21 protein-coding genes and 2 tRNA genes are annotated in these 19747 nt (G+C 61.8%); 15 read left to right on the top strand and 8 right to left on the bottom strand.

The features are described 5' to 3' along the window. Positions 1-6: 6 nt before the first annotated feature. From map to LPA35_RS02510, 3 genes are all read left to right on the top strand, one after another. On the top strand, positions 7-822 hold the full coding sequence (gene map, locus LPA35_RS02520; protein ID WP_228894856.1) for a type I methionyl aminopeptidase: 816 nt from the start codon (positions 7-9) through the stop codon (positions 820-822). Between the two features lie 86 nt (positions 823-908). After that, positions 909-3518, top strand: a complete 2610-nt coding sequence (locus LPA35_RS02515; protein ID WP_228894855.1) for a [protein-PII] uridylyltransferase — start codon at positions 909-911, stop codon at positions 3516-3518. A gap of 70 nt (positions 3519-3588) precedes the next feature. Next, positions 3589-3729: a hypothetical protein gene (locus LPA35_RS02510; protein ID WP_228894854.1), complete on the top strand. Its 141-nt coding sequence runs from the start codon at positions 3589-3591 to the stop codon at positions 3727-3729. Here LPA35_RS02510 and def read toward each other — a convergent pair. Next, positions 3707-4246, bottom strand: coding sequence for a peptide deformylase (gene def, locus LPA35_RS02505; protein ID WP_228895933.1), 540 nt, complete (start codon positions 4244-4246; stop codon positions 3707-3709). The genes LPA35_RS02510 and def overlap by 23 nt on opposite strands. A 105-nt stretch (positions 4247-4351) precedes the next feature. Here def and LPA35_RS02500 point away from each other — a divergent pair, with 105 nt between their 5' ends. The 6 genes from LPA35_RS02500 (at position 4352) to LPA35_RS02475 (ending at position 7708) form a co-directional block, all read left to right on the top strand. Next, the gene (locus tag LPA35_RS02500) at positions 4352-4771 is read left to right on the top strand and encodes a YbaN family protein (protein ID WP_055393793.1); all 420 of its coding nucleotides are present in this window, start codon (positions 4352-4354) and stop codon (positions 4769-4771) included. Between the two features lie 137 nt (positions 4772-4908). Beyond that, positions 4909-4984: transfer RNA gene (locus tag LPA35_RS02495), tRNA-Asn, on the top strand. Positions 4985-5036: 52 nt separating this feature from the next. Further along, positions 5037-5112, top strand: a tRNA-Asn gene (locus LPA35_RS02490). Positions 5113-5310: 198 nt separating this feature from the next. Then, positions 5311-6066, top strand: a complete 756-nt coding sequence (gene aat / locus LPA35_RS02485; RefSeq protein ID WP_228894853.1) for a leucyl/phenylalanyl-tRNA--protein transferase — start codon at positions 5311-5313, stop codon at positions 6064-6066. Continuing rightward, complete coding sequence (locus LPA35_RS02480) at positions 6063-6824, top strand: arginyltransferase (protein WP_121419810.1); 762 nt, start codon at positions 6063-6065, stop codon at positions 6822-6824. The genes aat and LPA35_RS02480 overlap by 4 nt, the downstream gene beginning before the upstream one ends. 56 nt (positions 6825-6880) lie before the next feature. Continuing rightward, positions 6881-7708 (top strand): IclR family transcriptional regulator, encoded by an 828-nt coding sequence (locus LPA35_RS02475; RefSeq protein ID WP_055393786.1) that lies wholly within the window; start codon positions 6881-6883, stop codon positions 7706-7708. A gap of 203 nt (positions 7709-7911) precedes the next feature. Here the strand turns inward: LPA35_RS02475 and pbpG are convergent, their stop codons facing one another. From pbpG to LPA35_RS02445, 6 genes are all read right to left on the bottom strand, one after another. Continuing rightward, positions 7912-8988, bottom strand: coding sequence for a D-alanyl-D-alanine endopeptidase (gene pbpG, locus LPA35_RS02470; protein ID WP_121506717.1), 1077 nt, complete (start codon positions 8986-8988; stop codon positions 7912-7914). 116 nt (positions 8989-9104) lie between these two features. Continuing rightward, a complete protein-coding gene (locus tag LPA35_RS02465; RefSeq protein ID WP_121419808.1) occupies positions 9105-10643 on the bottom strand; it encodes a 2-isopropylmalate synthase in 1539 nt (512 codons plus the stop codon). Positions 10644-10856: 213 nt separating this feature from the next. Next, complete coding sequence (gene pssA, locus LPA35_RS02460) at positions 10857-11690, bottom strand: CDP-diacylglycerol--serine O-phosphatidyltransferase (RefSeq protein WP_055393781.1); 834 nt, start codon at positions 11688-11690, stop codon at positions 10857-10859. 192 nt (positions 11691-11882) lie between these two features. Continuing rightward, complete coding sequence (gene ilvC, locus LPA35_RS02455; RefSeq protein ID WP_055393779.1) at positions 11883-12899, bottom strand: ketol-acid reductoisomerase; 1017 nt, start codon at positions 12897-12899, stop codon at positions 11883-11885. A gap of 61 nt (positions 12900-12960) precedes the next feature. After that, positions 12961-13452 (bottom strand): acetolactate synthase small subunit, encoded by a 492-nt coding sequence (gene ilvN / locus LPA35_RS02450; RefSeq protein ID WP_007857867.1) that lies wholly within the window; start codon positions 13450-13452, stop codon positions 12961-12963. A 149-nt stretch (positions 13453-13601) separates the two neighbouring features. Beyond that, positions 13602-15395, bottom strand: a complete 1794-nt coding sequence (locus LPA35_RS02445) for an acetolactate synthase 3 catalytic subunit (RefSeq protein WP_121506718.1) — start codon at positions 15393-15395, stop codon at positions 13602-13604. A gap of 293 nt (positions 15396-15688) precedes the next feature. Here LPA35_RS02445 and LPA35_RS02440 point away from each other — a divergent pair, with 293 nt between their 5' ends. From LPA35_RS02440 to LPA35_RS02415, 6 genes are read left to right on the top strand one after another with little or no spacing between them, the layout of a single operon-like run. Next, on the top strand, positions 15689-16258 hold the full coding sequence (locus tag LPA35_RS02440; RefSeq protein WP_121419806.1) for an RNA polymerase sigma factor: 570 nt from the start codon (positions 15689-15691) through the stop codon (positions 16256-16258). Beyond that, entirely contained in the window at positions 16255-16707 is a 453-nt protein-coding gene (locus LPA35_RS02435; protein WP_121506719.1) for a DUF3619 family protein, read from the top strand. The genes LPA35_RS02440 and LPA35_RS02435 overlap by 4 nt, the downstream gene beginning before the upstream one ends. 24 nt (positions 16708-16731) lie before the next feature. Continuing rightward, complete coding sequence (locus tag LPA35_RS02430; protein ID WP_121419804.1) at positions 16732-17622, top strand: DUF3106 domain-containing protein; 891 nt, start codon at positions 16732-16734, stop codon at positions 17620-17622. Positions 17623-17667: 45 nt separating this feature from the next. Further along, positions 17668-18216 carry an RDD family protein gene (locus LPA35_RS02425; protein WP_055393768.1) on the top strand — a complete coding sequence of 183 codons (549 nt, stop codon included), beginning with the start codon at positions 17668-17670 and terminating at the stop codon, positions 18214-18216. Between the two features lie 55 nt (positions 18217-18271). Beyond that, positions 18272-18682, top strand: coding sequence for a diacylglycerol kinase (locus LPA35_RS02420; protein WP_055393766.1), 411 nt, complete (start codon positions 18272-18274; stop codon positions 18680-18682). Beyond that, positions 18675-19268 carry a TIGR00730 family Rossman fold protein gene (locus LPA35_RS02415; RefSeq protein ID WP_228894852.1) on the top strand — a complete coding sequence of 198 codons (594 nt, stop codon included), beginning with the start codon at positions 18675-18677 and terminating at the stop codon, positions 19266-19268. Before LPA35_RS02420 ends, LPA35_RS02415 begins: the two co-directional genes overlap by 8 nt. A 114-nt stretch (positions 19269-19382) precedes the next feature. Here the strand turns inward: LPA35_RS02415 and LPA35_RS02410 are convergent, their stop codons facing one another. Further along, entirely contained in the window at positions 19383-19721 is a 339-nt protein-coding gene (locus tag LPA35_RS02410; protein ID WP_007857855.1) for a P-II family nitrogen regulator, read from the bottom strand. Positions 19722-19747 lie beyond the last annotated feature (26 nt).

Genomic DNA, 19747 nt, shown 5'->3' with positions numbered 1-19747 from the left:
CCGGGGATGAGCATCACCATCAAAAGCGCTGAGGACATCGAGGGCATGCGCCTGGCCTGCCGTCTGGCCTCCGAAGTACTGGACTACATCGCCCCCCACATCAAGCCCGGCATCACCACCAAAGAGATCGACCGCCTGGGCGCCGAATGCATGGCCCAGCAGGGCACCATCTCGGCCACCGTGGGCTACCAGCCACCGGGTTATCCACCCTACCCGGCCTCGCTATGCACCTCGGTCAACCATGTGGTGTGCCACGGCATCCCCAACGACAAGCCTTTGAAGAAGGGTGACATCGTCAATGTGGACGTGACTGTGATCACCAAGGACGGCTGGTATGGCGACAACAGCCGCATGTACCTGATCGGCGAATGCTCGATCGCCGCCAAGCGGCTGTCGGCCATCACGTTTGATGCCATGTGGCACGGCATCGTGCAGGTCAAGCCCGGCGCACATCTGGGCGACATCGGCCACGCCATCCAGAAGTTTGCCGAAGGCCAGGGCTTTTCCATCGTGCGCGAGTTCTGCGGCCATGGCATTGGTAAAAAATTCCACGAAGAGCCCCAGGTGTTGCACTACGGCCGCCCCGGCACGCTCGAAGAACTGGTGCCCGGCATGGTGTTCACCATCGAGCCCATGATCAACGCAGGACGCCGCGAGGTAAAAGACTTTGGTAACGACGGTTGGACCATCGTGACCAAGGACCACAGCCTGTCAGCCCAGTGGGAGCACACGGTGCTGGTTACCGAAACAGGCTATGAAGTCATGACGCTGTCGGCAGGCTCGCCGCCGCTCCCGGCGTTTGTGACCGCGACCAAGAACTGACCCGCTCGCCGGCCCCTGCCAGCCGGCTCGCACAACTCTTGCATGGCTTTTTGCATGGCCCTTCTTCAGCGCGACCTTCGACGACCATGACCAAAATCCATGCCCTGCCTGAAGTGCACGTCCTGCGGGACGCCTACCGCAGCGACAAAGCGGCGCTGCTGGCCGCCATGAAAGCGACGGGGGCCTCCACACGCGGCATCCGGGTGCTGCTGCGCAAGCTGTCCACCCTGGCAGGCAACCTGCTGCAAACGCTGTGGCAGCGCGCCGAACTGCCTGCCGACATGGCCCTGGTGGCGGTGGGCGGTTTCGGGCGCGACCAGCTCTTTCCTTATTCGGATGTGGATGTACTGCTGCTGATGCCCGATGGTGCGGCGCCCGAGGCGGGCAGCGCACTGCGCACCCAGCTCGAAGGTTTCATCGGCAGCTGCTGGGATGCGGGGCTGGAGATTGGCTCCAGCGTGCGCACGGTGGCCGAATGCCTGGCCGAAAGTGCGGGCGATGTCACCGTGCAGACCTCCCTCCTTGAATCACGCCTCGTGTGCGGCAACGCAGCGCTGTTTGAAGACTTCCAGCGACAGTACCGCGCGCAGATGAATCCCCAGGCGTTTCTGGTGGCCAAGACACTGGAGATGCGCCAGCGCCACAACAAGTACGAGAACACGCCCTATTCGCTGGAGCCCAACTGCAAAGAGTCTCCTGGGGGGCTGCGCGACCTGCAGATGATCTTGTGGGTCTCCCAGGCCGCGGGGCTGGGCCGCAACTGGAAAGAGCTGGCCGCCAGCGGCATGGCCACCGCGTTCGAGGTGCGCCAGATCGAGCGCAACGAGGCGGTGCTGTGCCTCATCCGTGCGCGCCTGCATGCCGCCGCTGGGCGGCATGAAGACCGGTTGGTGTTTGACCTGCAGACCGCCGTGGCCGAGTCGTTTGGCTACCGCTCACAGGCGCCCGACGGATCGCGGCTGCCCATGCGCGCCAGCGAGAGCCTCATGCGACGCTACTACTGGGCGGCCAAGGCTGTATCGCAGCTCAGCCAGATCCTGCTGCTGAACATCGAAGAGCGCCTGAATCCCTCGACGCACGAGCCGCGCCCCATCAACGAGCGCTTCTTCGAGAAGGCCGGACTCATCGAGGTGGCCAGCGATGACCTTTACACGCGCGACCCACACGCCATCCTCGAAACCTTTTTGCTCTACCAGACCACGGTGGGCCTGAAAGATCTGTCAGCCCGCACCTTGCGCGCGCTGTACAACGCACGCGGCGTGATGGATGGCGCATTCCGCCGCGACCCGGTCAACCGCGACAACTTCATGCGCATCCTGCTGCAACCTTCGGGCATTACGCATGCCATGCGGCTGATGAACCAGACCTCGGTGCTGGGCCGCTACCTGTGGGCGTTTCGCGGCATCGTCGGTCAGATGCAGCATGACCTGTTCCACGTGTACACGGTGGACCAGCACATCCTGATGGTGTTGCGCAATGTGCGGCGCTTCTTCATGGCCGAGCACGCGCACGAGTACCCCTTTTGCTCGCAGCTGGCCGGCGGCTGGGACAAGCCGTGGATCCTGTACATTGCCGCACTTTTCCACGACATTGGCAAAGGCCGCGGGGGCGACCACTCGCAGATCGGCGCCGTGGAAGTCCGGCGCTTTTGCCGCCAACACGGCGTCGCCCGCGAGGACGCAAAACTCGTCGAATTCCTGGTCAGTGAACACCTGTCGATGAGCCGCATCGCCCAAAAGGAAGACCTGAGCGATCCCGACGTGATCGCCGCGTTCGCACAGCGCGTGGGCAACGAACGCTATCTCACCGCGCTGTATCTGCTCACCGTGGCCGACATCCGTGGCACCAGTCCCAAGGTGTGGAATGCGTGGAAGGGCAAACTGCTGGAAGACCTGTACCGCGCCACGCTGCGCACCCTGGGCGGCCGGGCGCCCGACGCTGCCGCCGAAATCGAGGCCCGCAAGCGCGAGGCGCTGGTGCTGCTGGCCCTGAGCGCCCTGCCCTTCGAGGCACACAAGGCCCTGTGGGCCACACTGGACGTGAGCTATTTCATGCGGCACGAGGCTGCCGACATCGCCTGGCACACGCGCCACCTGTCGCGCCATGTCGGCACGGCAAAGCCTGTGGTGCGCGCGCGCCAGTCGCTGGCAGGCGACGGGCTGCAGGTGATGGTGTATGCGGCCGACCAGGCCGATCTGTTTGCGCGCATCTGCGGATATTTCGACCGCGCGGGGTTTTCCATCCTGGATGCCCGCGTGCACACCGCGAACAACGGCTATGCCCTCGACACCTTCCAGGTGGTGGCTTCATCGCAGCCGGGGCACTACCGGGAGCTGACGCACATGGTCGAAAGCGATCTGGTGCGTGTGATCGAGGCCGGTGGCCCGCTGCCCGAGCCCGCCCGCAAGCGGGTCTCGCGCCGGGTCAAGAGTTTTCCGGTGGCACCGCGCGTCACCCTGCGACCCGACGAAAAGGCCCAGCGCTGGCTGCTGGCCATCTCGGCCAGCGACCGGGCGGGCCTGCTCTACCTGGTGGCCCGTATCCTGGCGCAGCACCACCTGAGCGTGCAACTGGCCAAGGTCAGCACCTTGGGGGAGCGGGTGGAAGACACCTTCCTGATCCAGGGCCCCGAGCTGCAGAACAACGCCCGCCAGATCGAGATCGAGACCGAGCTGCTGCGCGAACTGTCCGCGTGAGCCATGCTCGAAAAAATGCTCTCTTTTTAATAGCTACCAGCGTTTTACCAGAAAGCGCTAGCGGCCTTTTTTGACATCTTTCACCCTGAGCAGCTTCAGCAACCAGGCGCACGAATCCATCACCCACAGCAAGATCTATCCCGGTGCGGGTACACCGGTGACGGATGTGCGCCTGTCAGGCGGAGGCATCAGTCGTCCTCGTTGGCACTGATGTCCGGGAACAGCACTTCGGTAAAGCCGAACTGCGTGAAATCGCGCACCCGCATGGGGTAGAGCTTGCCGATGAGGTGGTCGCATTCGTGCTGCACCACCCGGGCATGAAACCCTTCCACCGTGCGGTCGATGGGGTCGCCATACGGATCAAACCCGGTATAGCGAATGCGCGACCAGCGGGGCACCTTGCCGCGCAACCCTGGCACCGAGAGGCAACCTTCCCAGTCCTCATCCTCCTCATCACCAAGGGGCATGATGACCGGGTTGAGCAAGACGGTGGGAGGGACCACGGGCCGGTCCGGGTAGCGTGGATTGCGCTCGCCAGACCCAAAAATCACGAGCTGCAGATCCACGCCGATCTGCGGCGCCGCAAGCCCCGCTCCGTTGACAGACTGCATGGTCTCGAACATGTCGCGCACCAGAAGGTGAAGCGCATCGGTATCGAATTCAGTGACAGGCTGGGCAACACGCAGCAGGCGCGGATCGCCCATCTTCAGGATGGTGTGGATGGTCATCGAAGGTGCATTCAGGTCAAGAGAAAAGCGGCGCATGCGCTGCTGCGGCAGCATAGCGCGTGCGCACGCCCCGGTGCTGCCGCCGGGGCATTCACAATAACGGACATGCCCCAGCCCCCCACCGAGTCCCACGAAGACGCCGCGCCGCCACTGCGCACCCTGCCCTGGCCCGTGCGCTGGCTGCTGCTCGCATTTGCCGTGCTGTGCCTGGTCATGGGCATCATCGGTGTGATCGTTCCCGGACTGCCGACCACGGTGTTCATCCTCATGGCGGCCTGGGCCGCAGCCCGCAGCTCGCCACGGCTCTACCGCTGGCTGTGGAACCATCGCTTGTTCGGCCCCCTGCTTCGCAACTGGGCCCAGGGCGGCAAGGTCAGCCGGCGGGCCAAGTGGAGTGCCACACTGCTGATGGCGCTGAGCGGCATCGTGCTGTTCGCCACGGGCACTCGGCCGTGGGTGGTGGGTATCGCCATCACCTCCATGGTTTGCGTGGCAGCCTGGCTGTGGCACCGCCCCGAGCCCTGAAGCCCGCCCTTCCCCTCACCGGAGTAGTGAAAGTTGGCCGTCATTCGCACACCTCGGCACGCGACCGCAACACCACGCAAGAACCCGCCGTCAAATCTTCGGAGCCCCAATTTTTATGTATATAATCTAAGTCTTGTTCCTCGATAGCTCAGTCGGTAGAGCGCCGGACTGTTAATCCGTAGGTCCCTGGTTCGAGCCCAGGTCGAGGAGCCAAGAATTTTGCAGGCCCTGCATGTGTACGCGGGGCCTTTTACATACCGATCATTCCTCGATAGCTCAGTCGGTAGAGCGCCGGACTGTTAATCCGTAGGTCCCTGGTTCGAGCCCAGGTCGAGGAGCCAGCCAAGAAGCCCGCCATGTTCACGCATGGTGGGCTTTTTCATTCATACGCCTCAAGAAAATCCACCACCCCTGTGCCTGCCTGACAATACAGTTCTTTGTCATGACTTGCGCAAAACAGGCCCAGGCAATCGGCCCATCCCAAGGCGAGGCGGCCGTTGCACCCCGATTTGCGCAAGTCCTATTTGTATTGCAACCCCATGCCCCCGCAACTGCCTTGGCTGGAGCTTGAAGATCCGCTACCCGACCCTGCGAAAGCATGGGGACCCGACGACCCCGCCCCCGGACTCCTGGCTGCCGGTGGCACGCTGGATGCAGCGCATCTGCGAGCGGCGTATGCCCAGGGCACGTTCCCCTGGTACGGCCCCGGGCAACCCATCCTGTGGTGGGCTCCCGATCCACGAATGGTCTTGCCCGTGGCGAACTTCCGACTCCATCGCTCGCTTCGCAGGACCCTGCAGGCATTCCGAGCGAATACAGCCTGCGAGATCCGCATAGACCACAACTTCCTGGAAGTGATCACGGCCTGCGCTACCAAGGAGCGCGACGGGCAGGCTGGCACCTGGATCGTGCCCGAGATGGTTGAAGCCTACACCCGCCTCCATGCAGCGGGCAGTGCTCATAGCGTTGAAACCTGGATCGATGGAAAACTGGCAGGCGGCCTGTATTGCGTCGCACTGGGGCAGGCAGTGTTCGGTGAATCGATGTTCGCCCACGCTACCGATGCATCGAAAATCGCGCTTGCAGCCCTGGTGGCCTTGTGCCGCCGCCAGGGTGTGGCAATGATTGATTGCCAACAGAACACCCGGCACCTGGCCTCATTGGGAGCCCACGAAATCTCGCGAGCCCAGTTCCTGTCTCACATCCAAAACGCACTGGACCAGCCCGCCCTCTCCTGGTCGTTTGAACCCGTATACTGGAACGAGCTGCTGCCCTCCACGGCGCCCACGGCATGACGCAACTCAATGACCTACCACTGCAGACCCTGCAGTTCTACGCGACAGCCCCTTACCCCTGCAGTTATCTGCCGGACAGGCAGGCACGGTCGCAGGTCGCCACGCCCAGCCACCTGATCCAGAGCGATGTGTATTCCGATCTCGTGGCCAAGGGGTTTCGCCGCAGTGGCATGTTCACTTACCGCCCCTATTGCGATGGCTGCCAGGCCTGCACCCCCTTGCGCGTGCTGGTGAACGAGTTTCAGCCGGATCGGAGCCAGCGGCGCGCTACCGTGCGGCACGGCAACCTGCAGGCGCGGGTATTGCGCCTGTGTTTTGTACCCGAGCACTATCAGCTGTACCTGCGCTACCAGAACGGCCGCCATGCGGGCGGCGGTATGGACCATGACAGCATCGACCAATACACGCAGTTTCTGCTGCAAAGCCGGGTGAATTCACGTCTGGTGGAGTTCCGCGAAACAGATGGCATAACAGGAGAGCCCGGCGCGCTCAAGATGGTGTCCATCCTGGACGTGCTCGACGACGGGCTTTCGGCGGTCTACACCTTCTACGAACCCGAGCCACATTGCAGCTACGGCACCTACAACGTGATGTGGCAGATTGCCCAGGCACGCTCCCTGGAGTTGCCCCATGTGTACCTGGGCTACTGGATCGAGGCCAGCCCCAAGATGAACTACAAGGCGCGCTTTCACCCCCACGAGATCCGGACCGATGGCCAGTGGCATCGCTCCAGCCCGGGCGCGAATCAGAGCGCGTGAATGCAGGCTTGCATTTCACAAGATAAAATGCTGCGGCCGTCACTGCATCGCCGTCCATGAAAAAAAACGATCCCAGCATCCCCGTCAAACCCAGCGTTCAGGTGCTTGAACGCATGTTTACGCTGATCGATGTTCTGGCGTCACGCGAAGAGGCAATATCTCTCAAGGAAATCAGCGAGAAAACAGGGCTGCACCCGTCCACCACGCACCGCATCCTGAACGACCTCACGATTGGCCGTTTCGTGGATCGGCCAGAATCGGGCAGCTACCGACTGGGCATGCGCCTGCTGGAACTGGGCAACCTCGTAAAAGCGCGCCTGAGCGTGCGCGATGCAGCCCTGACCCCGATGCGCAATCTTCACAAGCTGATCCAGCAGCCCGTCAATCTGAGCATGCGCCAGGGCGACGAGATTGTGTATGTCGAACGTGCCTACAGTGAACGCTCCGGCATGCAGGTGGTGCGCGCCATTGGCGGACGGGCCCCTCTGCACCTTACCTCCACAGGCAAGCTCTTTCTGGCCCTGGACGACCCCCAGCGCGTGCGGGCCTACGCCACCCGAACCGGTCTGGCCGGACACACCCGCAACAGCATCACCCAATTGCCCATCCTGGAGCGTGAACTCGCCAAAGCGCGCCAGTACGGTATTGCCCGCGACAACGAAGAGCTGGAACTGGGCGTGCGCTGCATGGCCGCTGGCGTCTACGATGACCAAGGCAAGTTGGTAGCCGGACTGTCCATATCAGCACCCGCTGATCGACTGGACGAAGGATGGCTTCCCAAGCTCCAAGCCACGGCCAACGAAATTTCTCTGGCTCTGGGTCACACACCCAGCATGGAAGCGTCGGCATCCGGTGATGCGGGTTTGCGTCCGGGACTTCGCTGAGCCTCGGGACACAACAGCTACCGCAGCCGCAGCCGGGCCTGATCCTTGAAAAAAAACCGACGCGGGCAGTGATGCCCGGTCGGCCGGTGGATCCATCAAATCAGCGCACAAGGCAGTCGGCACGAAATCCCGCCGACGCTACCAGCGCCAAATGCTTGGCGCACGAGGGAAGGACGTACAAGCTACAGGATTAACTAACTGCCTCACCCATTGGACCCTGCACGGGCCTGCAAAGGCGCCGTCAATGACGGCATCGACTCCACCCAATGGCGCACACGCTCAGCATCACCCAGGCGGCTGAATTTGCCCGCCGAATCCAGAAACACCATGATGAGCTTGCGCCCGGCGATCTGGGTTTGCATCACCAAGCAGCGCCCTGCTTCCGAGATGTAGCCGGTTTTCTGGAGGCCAATGTCCCAGGTGGGGTTTTTTACCAGCCCATTGGTGTTGTTGTACTGCAATGTTTTGGGGCCCACTGCCACCTCATATCCCGGAGAGGTGGACAGTTCGCGCAGCAGGGGATCACCATGCGCCACATTCACCAGGGTAGCCAGGTCACGTGCGCTGGACTGGTTGCGGCTGGAAAGGCCAGTTGGCTCTACATAACGGGTATCGGTCATGCCGAGCAGGCGGGCCTTGACATTCATCTGCACGACAAACGCTTCGAGGCCACCAGGGTACGTACGACCCAGCGCATGCGCTGCGCGGTTCTCGCTGGACATGAGCGCCAGGTGCAGCATCTCGCCCCGGGTCAACGTAGAGCCCACGGTCAGGCGCGAGCGGCTGCCTTTTTCGGTGTCAACGTCATCCTGGGTGATCGTAATGGGCTCATCCATCGGCAGCTTGGCCTGGGAAATCAGCAAGCCCGTCATGAGCTTGGTCAGGGACGCAATGGGAAGCACGGCCTGATCATTCTTGCTGAGCAGGACTTCATGCGTGTCCTGGTCGATGACGAGTGCGACGCTGGACTTCAGGTCCAGCGGATCACTCACCTCATGCAGCCCCGCCATTTGCCCGAACGACTGCTTGGCAGGCACAAAGGCCACACGGGTCGGCGCCTTGGCGGTCTTGGCCGTGACACGCACGGCCCGGGTATTGGTAGCGACCTTGCGGGCCGGAGCAGCGCGCTTGGCATTGGCCGAACTGACTTGCTGCTTTTTGGCTGGCGCCTTGGAGCGCTCACCTGAGTGCGCAATCGGCACAACCAGCGCCGTACTGACGACGACAAAGCCCAAAAGCTGGAAAAAACGGGTCACTGCGGCGCGGTGGCGATGGTGCATCAAAGTGCTCCAAACGGTAATAAGTGTTGAGCAGTGTACAGAATCAAAAAAAGTCGCGCAAGATCAATACCTTGCGCGACTTTCCAAGAAAGTGAATGAAATTATAAATTGATCATTCAACCCTGTGCAGCCACCCGGTCAGCTTTACTTTGTAACTTGTTCAGCGCACTCAGATAGGCCTTGGCCGAAGCGACCACGATATCGGGGTCTGCTCCCACGCCGTTGACCACGCGGCCACTGTTCTGCAGGCGCACGGTGACCTCGCCTTGACTCTCTGTCGAGCCGCTGATGGCGTTCACCGAGTACAGCACCATCTCCGCACCACTCTTCACATGCGATTCGATGGCCTTGAGCGAGGCATCCACAGGGCCGTTTCCTTCGGACTCGCCCCGCACCTCCTGGCCATCTACCGTAAAGACGATGCGTGCTCGGGGGTGCTCACCCGTTTCGCTCTGCTGGAACAGAGAGACAAAGCCATATTGTTCCCTTTCGCTGGTCACGCTCTCATCACTCACCAGCGCCAGGATGTCCTCGTCAAAAATCTCGCTTTTGCGATCGGCAAGTTCCTTGAAACGCGTGAAAGCGGTGTTGACTTCGGTTTCACTGTCCAGGCTCACACCCAGTTCCTGCAGGCGCTGCTTGAAGGCGTTGCGGCCGCTGAGCTTGCCCAGCACGATCTTGTTGGCGCTCCAGCCCACATCCTCGGCACGCATGATTTCGTAGGTATCGCGCGCCTTGAGTACGCCATCCTGGTGGATACCACTGGCGTGCGCAAAGGCATTGGCCCCCACCACGGCCTTGTTCGGCTGCACCACGAACCCCGTGGTCTGACTGACCATTCGGCTGGCCGCAACGATGTGCTGGGTATCAATGTTGAGATCGAGGTTGAAATAGTCGCGGCGGGTCTTGACCGCCATCACCACCTCTTCGAGAGAACAGTTGCCAGCGCGCTCACCCAGACCATTGATCGTGCATTCCACCTGGCGCGCGCCGCCAATCTTCACACCAGCCAGCGAGTTGGCCACGGCCATGCCGAGGTCGTTGTGGCAGTGCACCGACCAGATTGCCTTGTCGCTGTTGGGGATGCGCTCGCGCAGGGTCTTGATGAAGTTGCCGTACAGCTCGGGGATGGCATAGCCCACGGTGTCGGGCACATTGATGGTCGTGGCACCTTCGGCGATCACAGCTTCGAGCACGCGGCACAGGAAGTCTGGGTCGCTGCGGTAGCCATCTTCGGGGCTGAACTCAATATCTCCCACCAGGTTGCGCGCAAAACGCACCGACTGCTTGGCCTGCTCCAGCACTTGCTCTGGCGTCATGCGCAGCTTCTTTTCCATGTGCAGCGGGCTGGTGGCAATGAACGTATGGATGCGCGCGCTGTTCGCCCCTGCAAGCGCTTCTGCTGCGCGGGAAATGTCGCGGTCATTGGCGCGCGACAGCGAGCAGATGGTGGACTCCCTGATGGCATTGGCAATCGCCTGTACCGCCTCGAAATCGCCGTTCGAACTGGCCGCAAAACCGGCTTCGATCACGTCCACCTTCAGGCGCTCCAGCTGGCGGGCAATGCGCAGCTTCTCATCCTTGGTCATCGAGGCGCCGGGGGACTGCTCGCCATCGCGCAAGGTGGTGTCGAAAATGATGAGTTTGTCAGCCATGTTGTTTCTCCTGATACTGGTGGGGTGGAATTGGCCCGCAACACTAAAAATCTGGCGCCCAAAACAAAAGGCCCGTTGCGGGTGCATACGGGCCTTTGTGGAAAAAGTGTGCGCGTGCGCCTACTGTCTCCGCCCGTAGGGAGGTAGCAGTAGAGCCAGTGCAAACGCATTCATGCGGTGCAATGTAGCACAACTGGCCAGACATCATTCCAATCACTTGTGCAATCCACGTTCGTCCGGTTCGTCCGTCGAGGTGCTGATCACGCTGCTGTGCTGCCCTTTGGCCTTGCGCCAAGCGTACACGCCGTAACCGCTCAGGCCGTAGAACACGAACACGCCAAATAGCACGATGGGCGGGTGGATGTTGATGATGGCAATGCCCAGCGCGATCAGCACAATAGCTGCAAAAGGCACGCTCTTCTTCATCTGCACATCCTTGAAGCTGTAGAACGGCACATTGGTCACCATGGTGAGCCCCGCGTACAGCGTGAATGCGAACATGATCCAGGTCGTCTGACTCCAGGTCAGCCAGTGGTCTTCACCAGGATGCACGCCCAGCTCGGTCATCAGCCAGATGAACCCCGCCACCAAAGCTGCAGCGGCTGGCGAAGGCAGCCCCTGAAAATAGCGCTTGTCCACCACGCCGGTATTCACATTGAAGCGCGCCAGGCGAAGCGCGGCACAGGCACAGTACACAAATGCGGCAATCCAGCCCCAGCGGCCCAGCCCCTGGAGGGACCATTCATAGGCGATCAGGGCAGGCGCCGCTCCAAAGGACACCATGTCGGAGAGCGAATCCATCTGCTCGCCAAACGCGCTCTGGGTATTGGTCATGCGCGCTACCCGGCCATCAAGACTGTCGAGCACCATCGCACAAAAAACGCCCACGGCCGCCATGTCGAAACGGCCATTCATGGCCATCACGATCGAATAGAAGCCCCCAAACAATGCCGCCAGCGTGAACAGGTTGGGCAGGATGTAGATGCCCTTGCGCCGTTTGCGCACCATCACACCGGGGTTGTCGGTGGATTCATTGCCGTCATGCATTAAATTGACCTCCAGCGCTTGCCCATATTGCGTGAGCAGCTATTAAATTTATAGTATCCGGCAATTCCCGCTGCACAGACAGATCGCCGCGCGCCATCAAGGCGAAGGTCGCAGTGTAGCGCCTGCCAACAGGACCGACCGCCAACGAAAAAGGCCACCGAAGTGGCCTCGTAATGCTCCAGCGATGGAGAATCAGTTGCGGGTCTGATCGACCAGCTTGTTCTTGGCGATCCAAGGCATCATGGCGCGCAGTTGGCCGCCTACCTTTTCGATGCTGTGGTCGGCCGTGTTGCGGCGGCGAGCCGTCATCGATGGGTAGTTCAGGCGGCCTTCCTGGATGAACATCTTGGCGTAGTCGCCGTTCTGGATGCGCTTCAAGGCATTGCGCATGGCGGCGCGCGACTGCTCGTTGATCACTTCGGGGCCGGTCACATACTCGCCGTACTCGGCGTTGTTCGAGATCGAGTAGTTCATGTTGGCAATGCCACCTTCGTAGATCAGGTCCACGATGAGCTTGAGCTCGTGCAGGCATTCGAAGTAGGCCATTTCAGGGGCGTAGCCGGCTTCAACCAGGGTTTCGTAACCCATCTTGATCAGCTCGACGGCACCGCCGCACAACACGGCTTGTTCGCCGAACAGGTCGGTCTCGGTTTCTTCCTTGAAGTTGGTCTCGATGATGCCGGCCTTGCCGCCGCCGTTGGCAGCTGCGTAGCTCAGGGCCAAGTCACGGGCCTTGCCGGACTTGTCTTGGTGCACGGCCACCAGGTGGGGCACGCCGCCGCCTTGGGTGTAGGTGTTGCGCACGGTGTGGCCAGGGGCCTTGGGCGCCACCATCCACACGTCCAGGTCAGCACGGGGCACGACTTGGTTGTAGTGCACGTTGAAGCCGTGGGCAAAGGCCAGCGAGGCGCCTTGCTTGATGTTGGGTTCGACGTTGTTCTTGTAGACGGCTGCGATGTCTTCGTCGGGCAGCAGGATCATGACCACGTCAGCGGATTTGACGGCGTCGTTGACTTCCAGAACCGTCAGGCCAGCCTTGCCGACCTTGTCCCACGATGCACCGCCCTTGCGCAAGCCGACCACGACCTTCACGCCACTGTCGTTCAGGTTTTGTGCGTGGGCATGGCCCTGCGAGCCGTAGCCGATGATGGCCACGGTCTTGCCTTTGATCAGGCTCAGGTCGGTGTCTTTGTCGTAGAAAACTTTCATGGGTCGCTCCGGTTGAAATGCGTTGTTGGGGGTTGAAATGGGAAAAACGGGGTGAATTGTCTTACACGCGCAAGATGCGCTCGCCGCGGCCGATCCCGCTGGCACCCGTACGTACGGTTTCCAAGATGGCGGTGCGGTCAATGGCCTGCAGAAAAGCGTCGTTCTTCGACTGGTCGCCGGTCAGCTCAATCGTGTAGCTCTTCTCGGTCACGTCGATGATGCGGCCACGGAAGATGTCGGCCATGCGCTTCATCTCCTCGCGCTCCTTGCCCACCGCGCGCACCTTCACCATCATGAGCTCGCGCTCGGTGTAGGCACCTTCGGTGAGATCCACCACCTTCACGACCTCAATGAGGCGGTTCAGGTGCTTGGTGATCTGTTCGATCACATCGTCGGAGCCCGTGGTCTGGATCGTCATGCGCGAGAGCGATGGATCCTCAGTGGGCGCCACGGTGAGCGATTCGATGTTGTAACCACGGGCAGAAAACAGGCCCACAACACGCGACAGCGCACCGGGTTCGTTTTCCAGCAGAACGGCAATGATGTGTTTCATAGGTGCAGATTCCTCTTTTCGCTGCCCTCCCCCGTGCACGGTAATGCACGGGCTTGGCAGGCAATAGATTCGTCAAAAAAGTGAATGCCATCTATTCGATAGCTGGTAGCGCTTGATGGACAAGCGCTGAAGGCCAATTTGATGCTAAATTAAAGGTCTTCCGACCCCAGCAGCATCTCGGTAATGCCCTTGCCGGCCTGGACCATCGGGAACACGTTCTCGGTGGGGTCTGTTCGGAAGTCCATGAACACGGTGCGGTCCTTGAGCTTGCGGGCTTCGCGCAGAGCGGGCTCTACGTCCTTGGGACTCTCGATCAACATGCCCACATGGCCGTACGCCTCTGCCAGCTTCACGAAGTTGGGCAGCGCGTCCATGTAGCTGTGGCTGTAGCGGCCGGAGTATTCGATCTCTTGCCACTGCCGCACCATGCCCAGGTAGCGGTTGTTCAGCGAGCAGATCTTGATCGGCGTGTTGTACTGCAGGCAGGTGGACAGCTCCTGGATGTTCATCTGCACAGAGCCTTCGCCAGTGATACAGAACACCTCGGACTGCGGCTTTGCCAACTTGATGCCCATGGCGTACGGGATGCCCACGCCCATGGTGCCCAGGCCGCCAGAGTTGATCCAGCGGCGTGGCTCGTCAAAGCGGTAGTACTGCGCGGCCCACATCTGGTGCTGGCCCACGTCGGACGTGATGTAGGTGTCCGCGTCCTTGGTCATGTTCCACAGCGTTTCGACCACGTACTGGGGCTTGATGACGTCTGGGCTGCCCATGCTGTACTTGAGGCAGTCGCGCTTGCGCCAGCCTTCAATGGTGTCCCACCAGGCGGCCAGAGCACCCGAGTCAGGGCGCGTGCTGCTCTCGCGGATCATGGAGATCAGCTCGGTGAGCACGTCCTTGACGTCGCCGACGATCGGGATATCGACCTTCACGCGCTTGGAAATGCTCGACGGGTCAATATCAACGTGGATGATCTTGCGGTCGTTCTGCGCAAAGTGCTTGGGGTTGCCGATCACGCGGTCATCAAAACGCGCGCCCACAGCCAGCAGCACGTCGCAGTTCTGCATGGCGTTGTTGGCCTCGATGGTGCCGTGCATGCCCAGCATGCCCAGGAACTTGCGGTCCGATGCGGGGTATGCACCCAGGCCCATCAGCGTGTTGGTGACCGGGTAGCCCAGCATGTCCACCAGCGTGCGCAACTCATTGGTGGCATTGCCCAGCAGCACGCCACCGCCGGTGTAGATGTAGGGACGCTTGGCCGCCAGCAGGAGTTGCAGCGCCTTGCGAATCTGACCACCATGGCCCTTGCGCACAGGGTTGTACGAGCGCATTTCCACGCTTTGTGGATAGCCACTGTACGGCACCTTCTTGAAGGAAACGTCCTTGGGCACATCCACCACCACGGGGCCGGGGCGGCCGGTGCGGGCAATGTGGAAGGCCTTCTTCATCGTCATGGCCAGATCGCGCGGGTCCTTGACGAGGAAATTGTGTTTGACGATGGGGCGGGTAATACCGACCGTGTCGCACTCCTGGAAGGCATCCAGCCCGATGGCGGGCGTGGGCACCTGTCCGGAAATGATCACCATCGGGATGCTGTCCATGTACGCCGTAGCGATACCGGTCACTGCGTTGGTGAGACCTGGGCCGGATGTGACCAGCGCAACGCCCACTTCACCCGTGGCGCGGGCATAGCCGTCGGCAGCGTGCACGGCGGCCTGCTCATGGCGCACCAGCACGTGCTGGATGGTGTCTTGTTTGTAGAGCGCGTCGTAGATGTAGAGAACTGCACCGCCGGGATAGCCCCAGATGTACTGGACGTTCTCAGCCTGAAGCGACTTGATGAGGATCTCGGAACCCATGAGGTCCTGAGCAGCGGAAGCGGGGGAGGTGTTGCCCTGCGAAGCAGCGGCCGCTGAAGAGATTTCAGCCTTGGAGATTTCCATGATCGATCAACCTTTGTGAATTTCTCTGACGAAAAACCTTGGGTGCTCCTAACACGCGCTCTTGTGAAGCCAGCTTGGAACTTGAGGCCAAGGACATGGGCGGGATGATTGCCGCGCCGGACCGTGACCCGTTTGCCTTTGAATTGCAGTGGTGATTATCGCACTGCAACACATGTAAAACTGCCATCCCCCGAAAAAAACCCCGGCGGATGCGATAATCAAAGGCTCCACGTGCCGGATAGCCACATTTTTGTGAACTCACCGGCACCGATCCCCTCCCGGGCTGACCCGTCTTGGCAACCGAACGAGAACTCTCCGACTTCCTCAAAAGTGTAGAAAAGCGCGCATTCAAGCGCTCGGTCTACCACGTTCGCAATGAGGAAGCGGCGCTCGACATCGTGCAGGACAGCATGCTCAAGCTGGCAGAGCACTATGGTGACAAGCCAGCGGCTGAGCTGCCCATGCTCTACCAGCGCATACTTTCCAACTGCACGCTGGACTGGTTTCGCCGCCAGAAAACCCGCAATGCACTGTTTTCGAGCATGAGCGACTTTGAAGGTCCCGGCGAAGATGGCATGGATTTTGATCTGCTTGAAGCGTATTCAGGACCGGAAAATGGGGAACGGGCAGAGAGCGCCGAGGATCTGACCCGGCGGGCGCAGATCTTTCACGGGATCGAAGCCGAGATTGCCGAGCTGCCCCCACGTCAACGGGAAGCGTTCCTGATGCGTTACTGGGAAGAAATGGATGTAGCAGAAACGGCAGCCGCCATGGGCTGCTCCGAAGGCAGCGTCAAAACGCACTGTTTTCGTGCCATACAAACCCTCAGCAAGGCACTGAAGGCCAAAGGAATCGAGCCATGAACACCGTACAGACCCCATCGACACAGGCAGAAGCTGCGGCAGAGCGCTTTGCACTGCGCGTCACGGCGCGCTTGTCCAGCGGCACCGACGAATTGCCTTACGACATTTCCGAACGGCTGCGCGCCTCGCGCATGCAAGCCCTTGCCAAGCGCAAGAAAGACACCGTGCCGGTGCGTCTGGCGGCACCCGTTGTGGTGCATGCGGGTGGCAGTGCCACGCTGGGCCGTGGCGGCAACGAGGGTGGCGGCTGGTGGAATGCACTGGTGTCTGCCGTTCCGCTGATGGCACTGGTGGTGGGGCTGGTGGTCATCAACATTGCCCAGGACGAAAGCAGCGCCAATGACCTGGCCGAAGTCGATGCAGCCCTTTTGACCGACGATTTGCCACCAGCAGCCTACGCTGACCCTGGCTTCGTACAATTCCTCAAAACCTCTGCCCCGTCGAACTGAGCCCCGCCCCCGACCGCGTACTGCATGCACCCAAGTTCACCCGACGCTTCCCCTGCCCTGCCAGCCTTCGTGCTGGCTTTGGCGCTCTTGGGCGTGCTCGCAGCGGTGGGTGGCCAGGTGCTGGTACAGATGCGCATGGCACCCGGCACCCTGCTGCCTGCGGGGGCTGAAGCTGCGGTGGCCAGCCCCAACAATGCCCGCACGTCCACCCGGCCTGGCACCATGGCAGTGCCACAGGTCGAGACCGGCCCGGGCTGGGAAACCCTGACCACGCCCCAGAAACTGGCGCTGTACCCACTGGCAGAGCGCTGGGCGCTCATCAGCGAAGCGCAAAAGCGCCGCTGGCTTGCGCTGGCCGCCAACTTCTCGGCGCTTCCTGAAGAAGAACAGGCCAAATTTCATGACCGCATGACGGACTGGGCCAGCCTGAGCGCACAGCAGCGCAACCAGGCCCGGCTGAACTATGCAGTCACCAACCGGCTTGCCCGCGACGACAAACGCGCCCAGTGGGAGGCCTACCAGGCGCTATCCGACGAGGAAAAACGTGCGCTGGCTGCGCGTGCCGCCCCCAAGCCCAAGGGCGCCGCCACGGCCTTGCGCCCCGTGTCGCCCAAGAAGCTGGCCCAGGTTCCGGCGGCCACGCAGGCCAACCCCAGCCGCCCCAACGCACCGAAGATTCCGCCCGTGCTCGACCACAGCGCCCCCCGTGTGGCGGCACCGGTCACCCCCACGGCGCCCCCGGCGACCGGCGTGCCCACACAAAATCCGGCCTCCAACGTGGTCGAGACGGCGCCCGTCTCGATTCCGGTGGCAGTACCGGCAGCACTCCCCCCTCTGGGCGCAGGTTCCGCAGAAACACCTGCGACAACAGCGCCCATGGTCACTCCCGACAACTCCGGCCTGTATCCTCAGTAGTCCCGTCGCTGGCCGACACTCTCCGCCTTGCTTTCGCCCTCTGGAATGACCGCCACCCCTCCCGCCCCTGCACCGCAGGCATCCCTCTCTGCAAAGACCTCTTCCGCCGCCCTCGGCCCCACGCCCAATTTGTGGCGCCGCATGGCCTGCTGGCTGTATGAGGGCATGCTCATGTTCGGGGTGGTCTTCATTGCAGGCTACCTGTTCGGCACCCTGAGCCAAACCCGCCACGCCCTGGACAACCGGCACGCCCTGCAGGCCTTTCTGTTTGTGGTGTTTGGCATTTACTTCACCTGGTTCTGGGCCAAAGGCCAGACCCTGGCTCAAAAGACCTGGCTCATCCGTGTGGTGGACACCGCCGGGCAACCCATCACCCAGGCGCGTGCGCTGCTGCGCTACCTGCTGAGCTGGGTGTGGTTCCTGCCGCCCTTGGCAGCCTATCTGTTGGGGGTCTCGGCCATTGAAGTGCTGGTGCTGCTGTTCGGCTGGGTTGCCATCTGGGCCATCCTGAGCCGCTTTCATCCAGAGCGGCAGTTTTGGCACGACGCCCTGGCAGGCACGCGCCTGGTGCACTTCGAGCTTCCGAAAAAGTAGCACCCGCGCGCAGGCTGCAACGCCCGCTGTCATGCGGCTGCGACACAATATCCCTATGCCCCTGTCCCCACCCGAGTCCTCCGCGCCCGCCAACCCCCAGAAGGCCCGCACGGGCTTGAACCGCATCTGGCACGCTGCGGGGTACTCCATCGAAGGCCTTCGCGCAGGCTGGAACGAAAAGGCATTCCGCCAGGAAGCCATTGCCGCCATGGTGCTGCTGCCCGCGTCTCTCTGGCTGGGGCAAAGCTGGGTAGAAACCGCGCTGCTGGCAGGCTCTGTGGTGATCGTGATGATCGTGGAGTTGCTCAACACCGGCATCGAAACCGCCATCGACCGCATCGGCCCCGAGTGGCACGACCTTTCCAAACGCGCCAAGGACATGGGCAGCGCTGCCGTGCTGCTGGCCTTGCTGCTGTGCGCGGGCATCTGGGGTGCAGCGGTTTTTCAGAGGATTTTCCATGGCTGAACCGACTTTTTCCGTGTGTGTGTATTGCGGCTCGCGACCTGGCGAGAACGCGGCCTTTGCCGACGCTGCCAAAGCGGTGGGCCAATGGATTGGCCAGCACGGCGGCCAGCTGGTGTATGGCGGCGGCCGCAGCGGCCTCATGGGTACGGTGGCCGAAGCCACTCGGCTTGCGGGCGGGCGCGTGGTGGGCGTGATTCCCCAGGCGCTGGTCGATAAAGAGCTGGCCAACCGCCAATGCGACGAGCTGCACATCGTGCAGACCATGCACGAACGCAAGGCCATGATGGCCGAGCGCAGCGATGCCTTTTTGGCCCTGCCCGGCGGCATCGGCACTTTTGAAGAACTGTTTGAAGTGTGGACTTGGCGCCAGTTGGGCTACCACGACAAGCCCCTGGGCCTGCTCAATGTGGCCGGCTACTACGACGGCCTGCTGGGCTTTCTGCAGACCAGCGTGGCCAGCGGCTTCATGGGCGAATGGCAGATGGGCCTGCTGCACGCCTCTACCGATGCCGAGGCACTGCTGCGCACGCTGGTGCAAGACGCCGGCCCCGACCAAGCGCCCGTCCCGCTGCGCTCGGTAATCTAACGGCCTTCAAAAACTGGCGCAGCGCAAGGCCAGCGCCACCGTGGAACTGGCTTTGCCAGGCCACTGGTGGCGTCCCCCTCAGGGGGAAGGCGCGCAGCGACTCAGGGGGGAGCCTTACACAGCCGCGTCGTCCAGATCCCCAGTACGGATACGCACCACACGCTCCACAGCCGTCACAAAAATCTTGCCGTCGCCAATCTTGCCGGTGCGGGCCACATTCACGATGGCGTCCACACAGCGGTCCACGTCCTCGGTTTTCACGACAACCTCGACCTTGACCTTGGGCAGGAAGTCCACCACGTACTCGGCGCCACGGTACAGCTCGGTGTGGCCCTTTTGACGGCCAAAACCCTTCACCTCGGTCACGGTGAGACCGGTCACGCCACACTCGGCCAGGGCTTCGCGGACTTCTTCGAGCTTGAAGGGCTTGATGACGGCGGTGATCATTTTCATGGCGGGTCTCCTGGAGGATGTAAAAA

It is taken from the genome of Acidovorax sp. Leaf73, from assembly GCF_916855635.1.
GTDB classification, from domain to species: domain Bacteria; phylum Pseudomonadota; class Gammaproteobacteria; order Burkholderiales; family Burkholderiaceae_C; genus Acidovorax; species Acidovorax facilis.
This window is presented reverse-complemented; position numbering and strand designations above follow the sequence as displayed.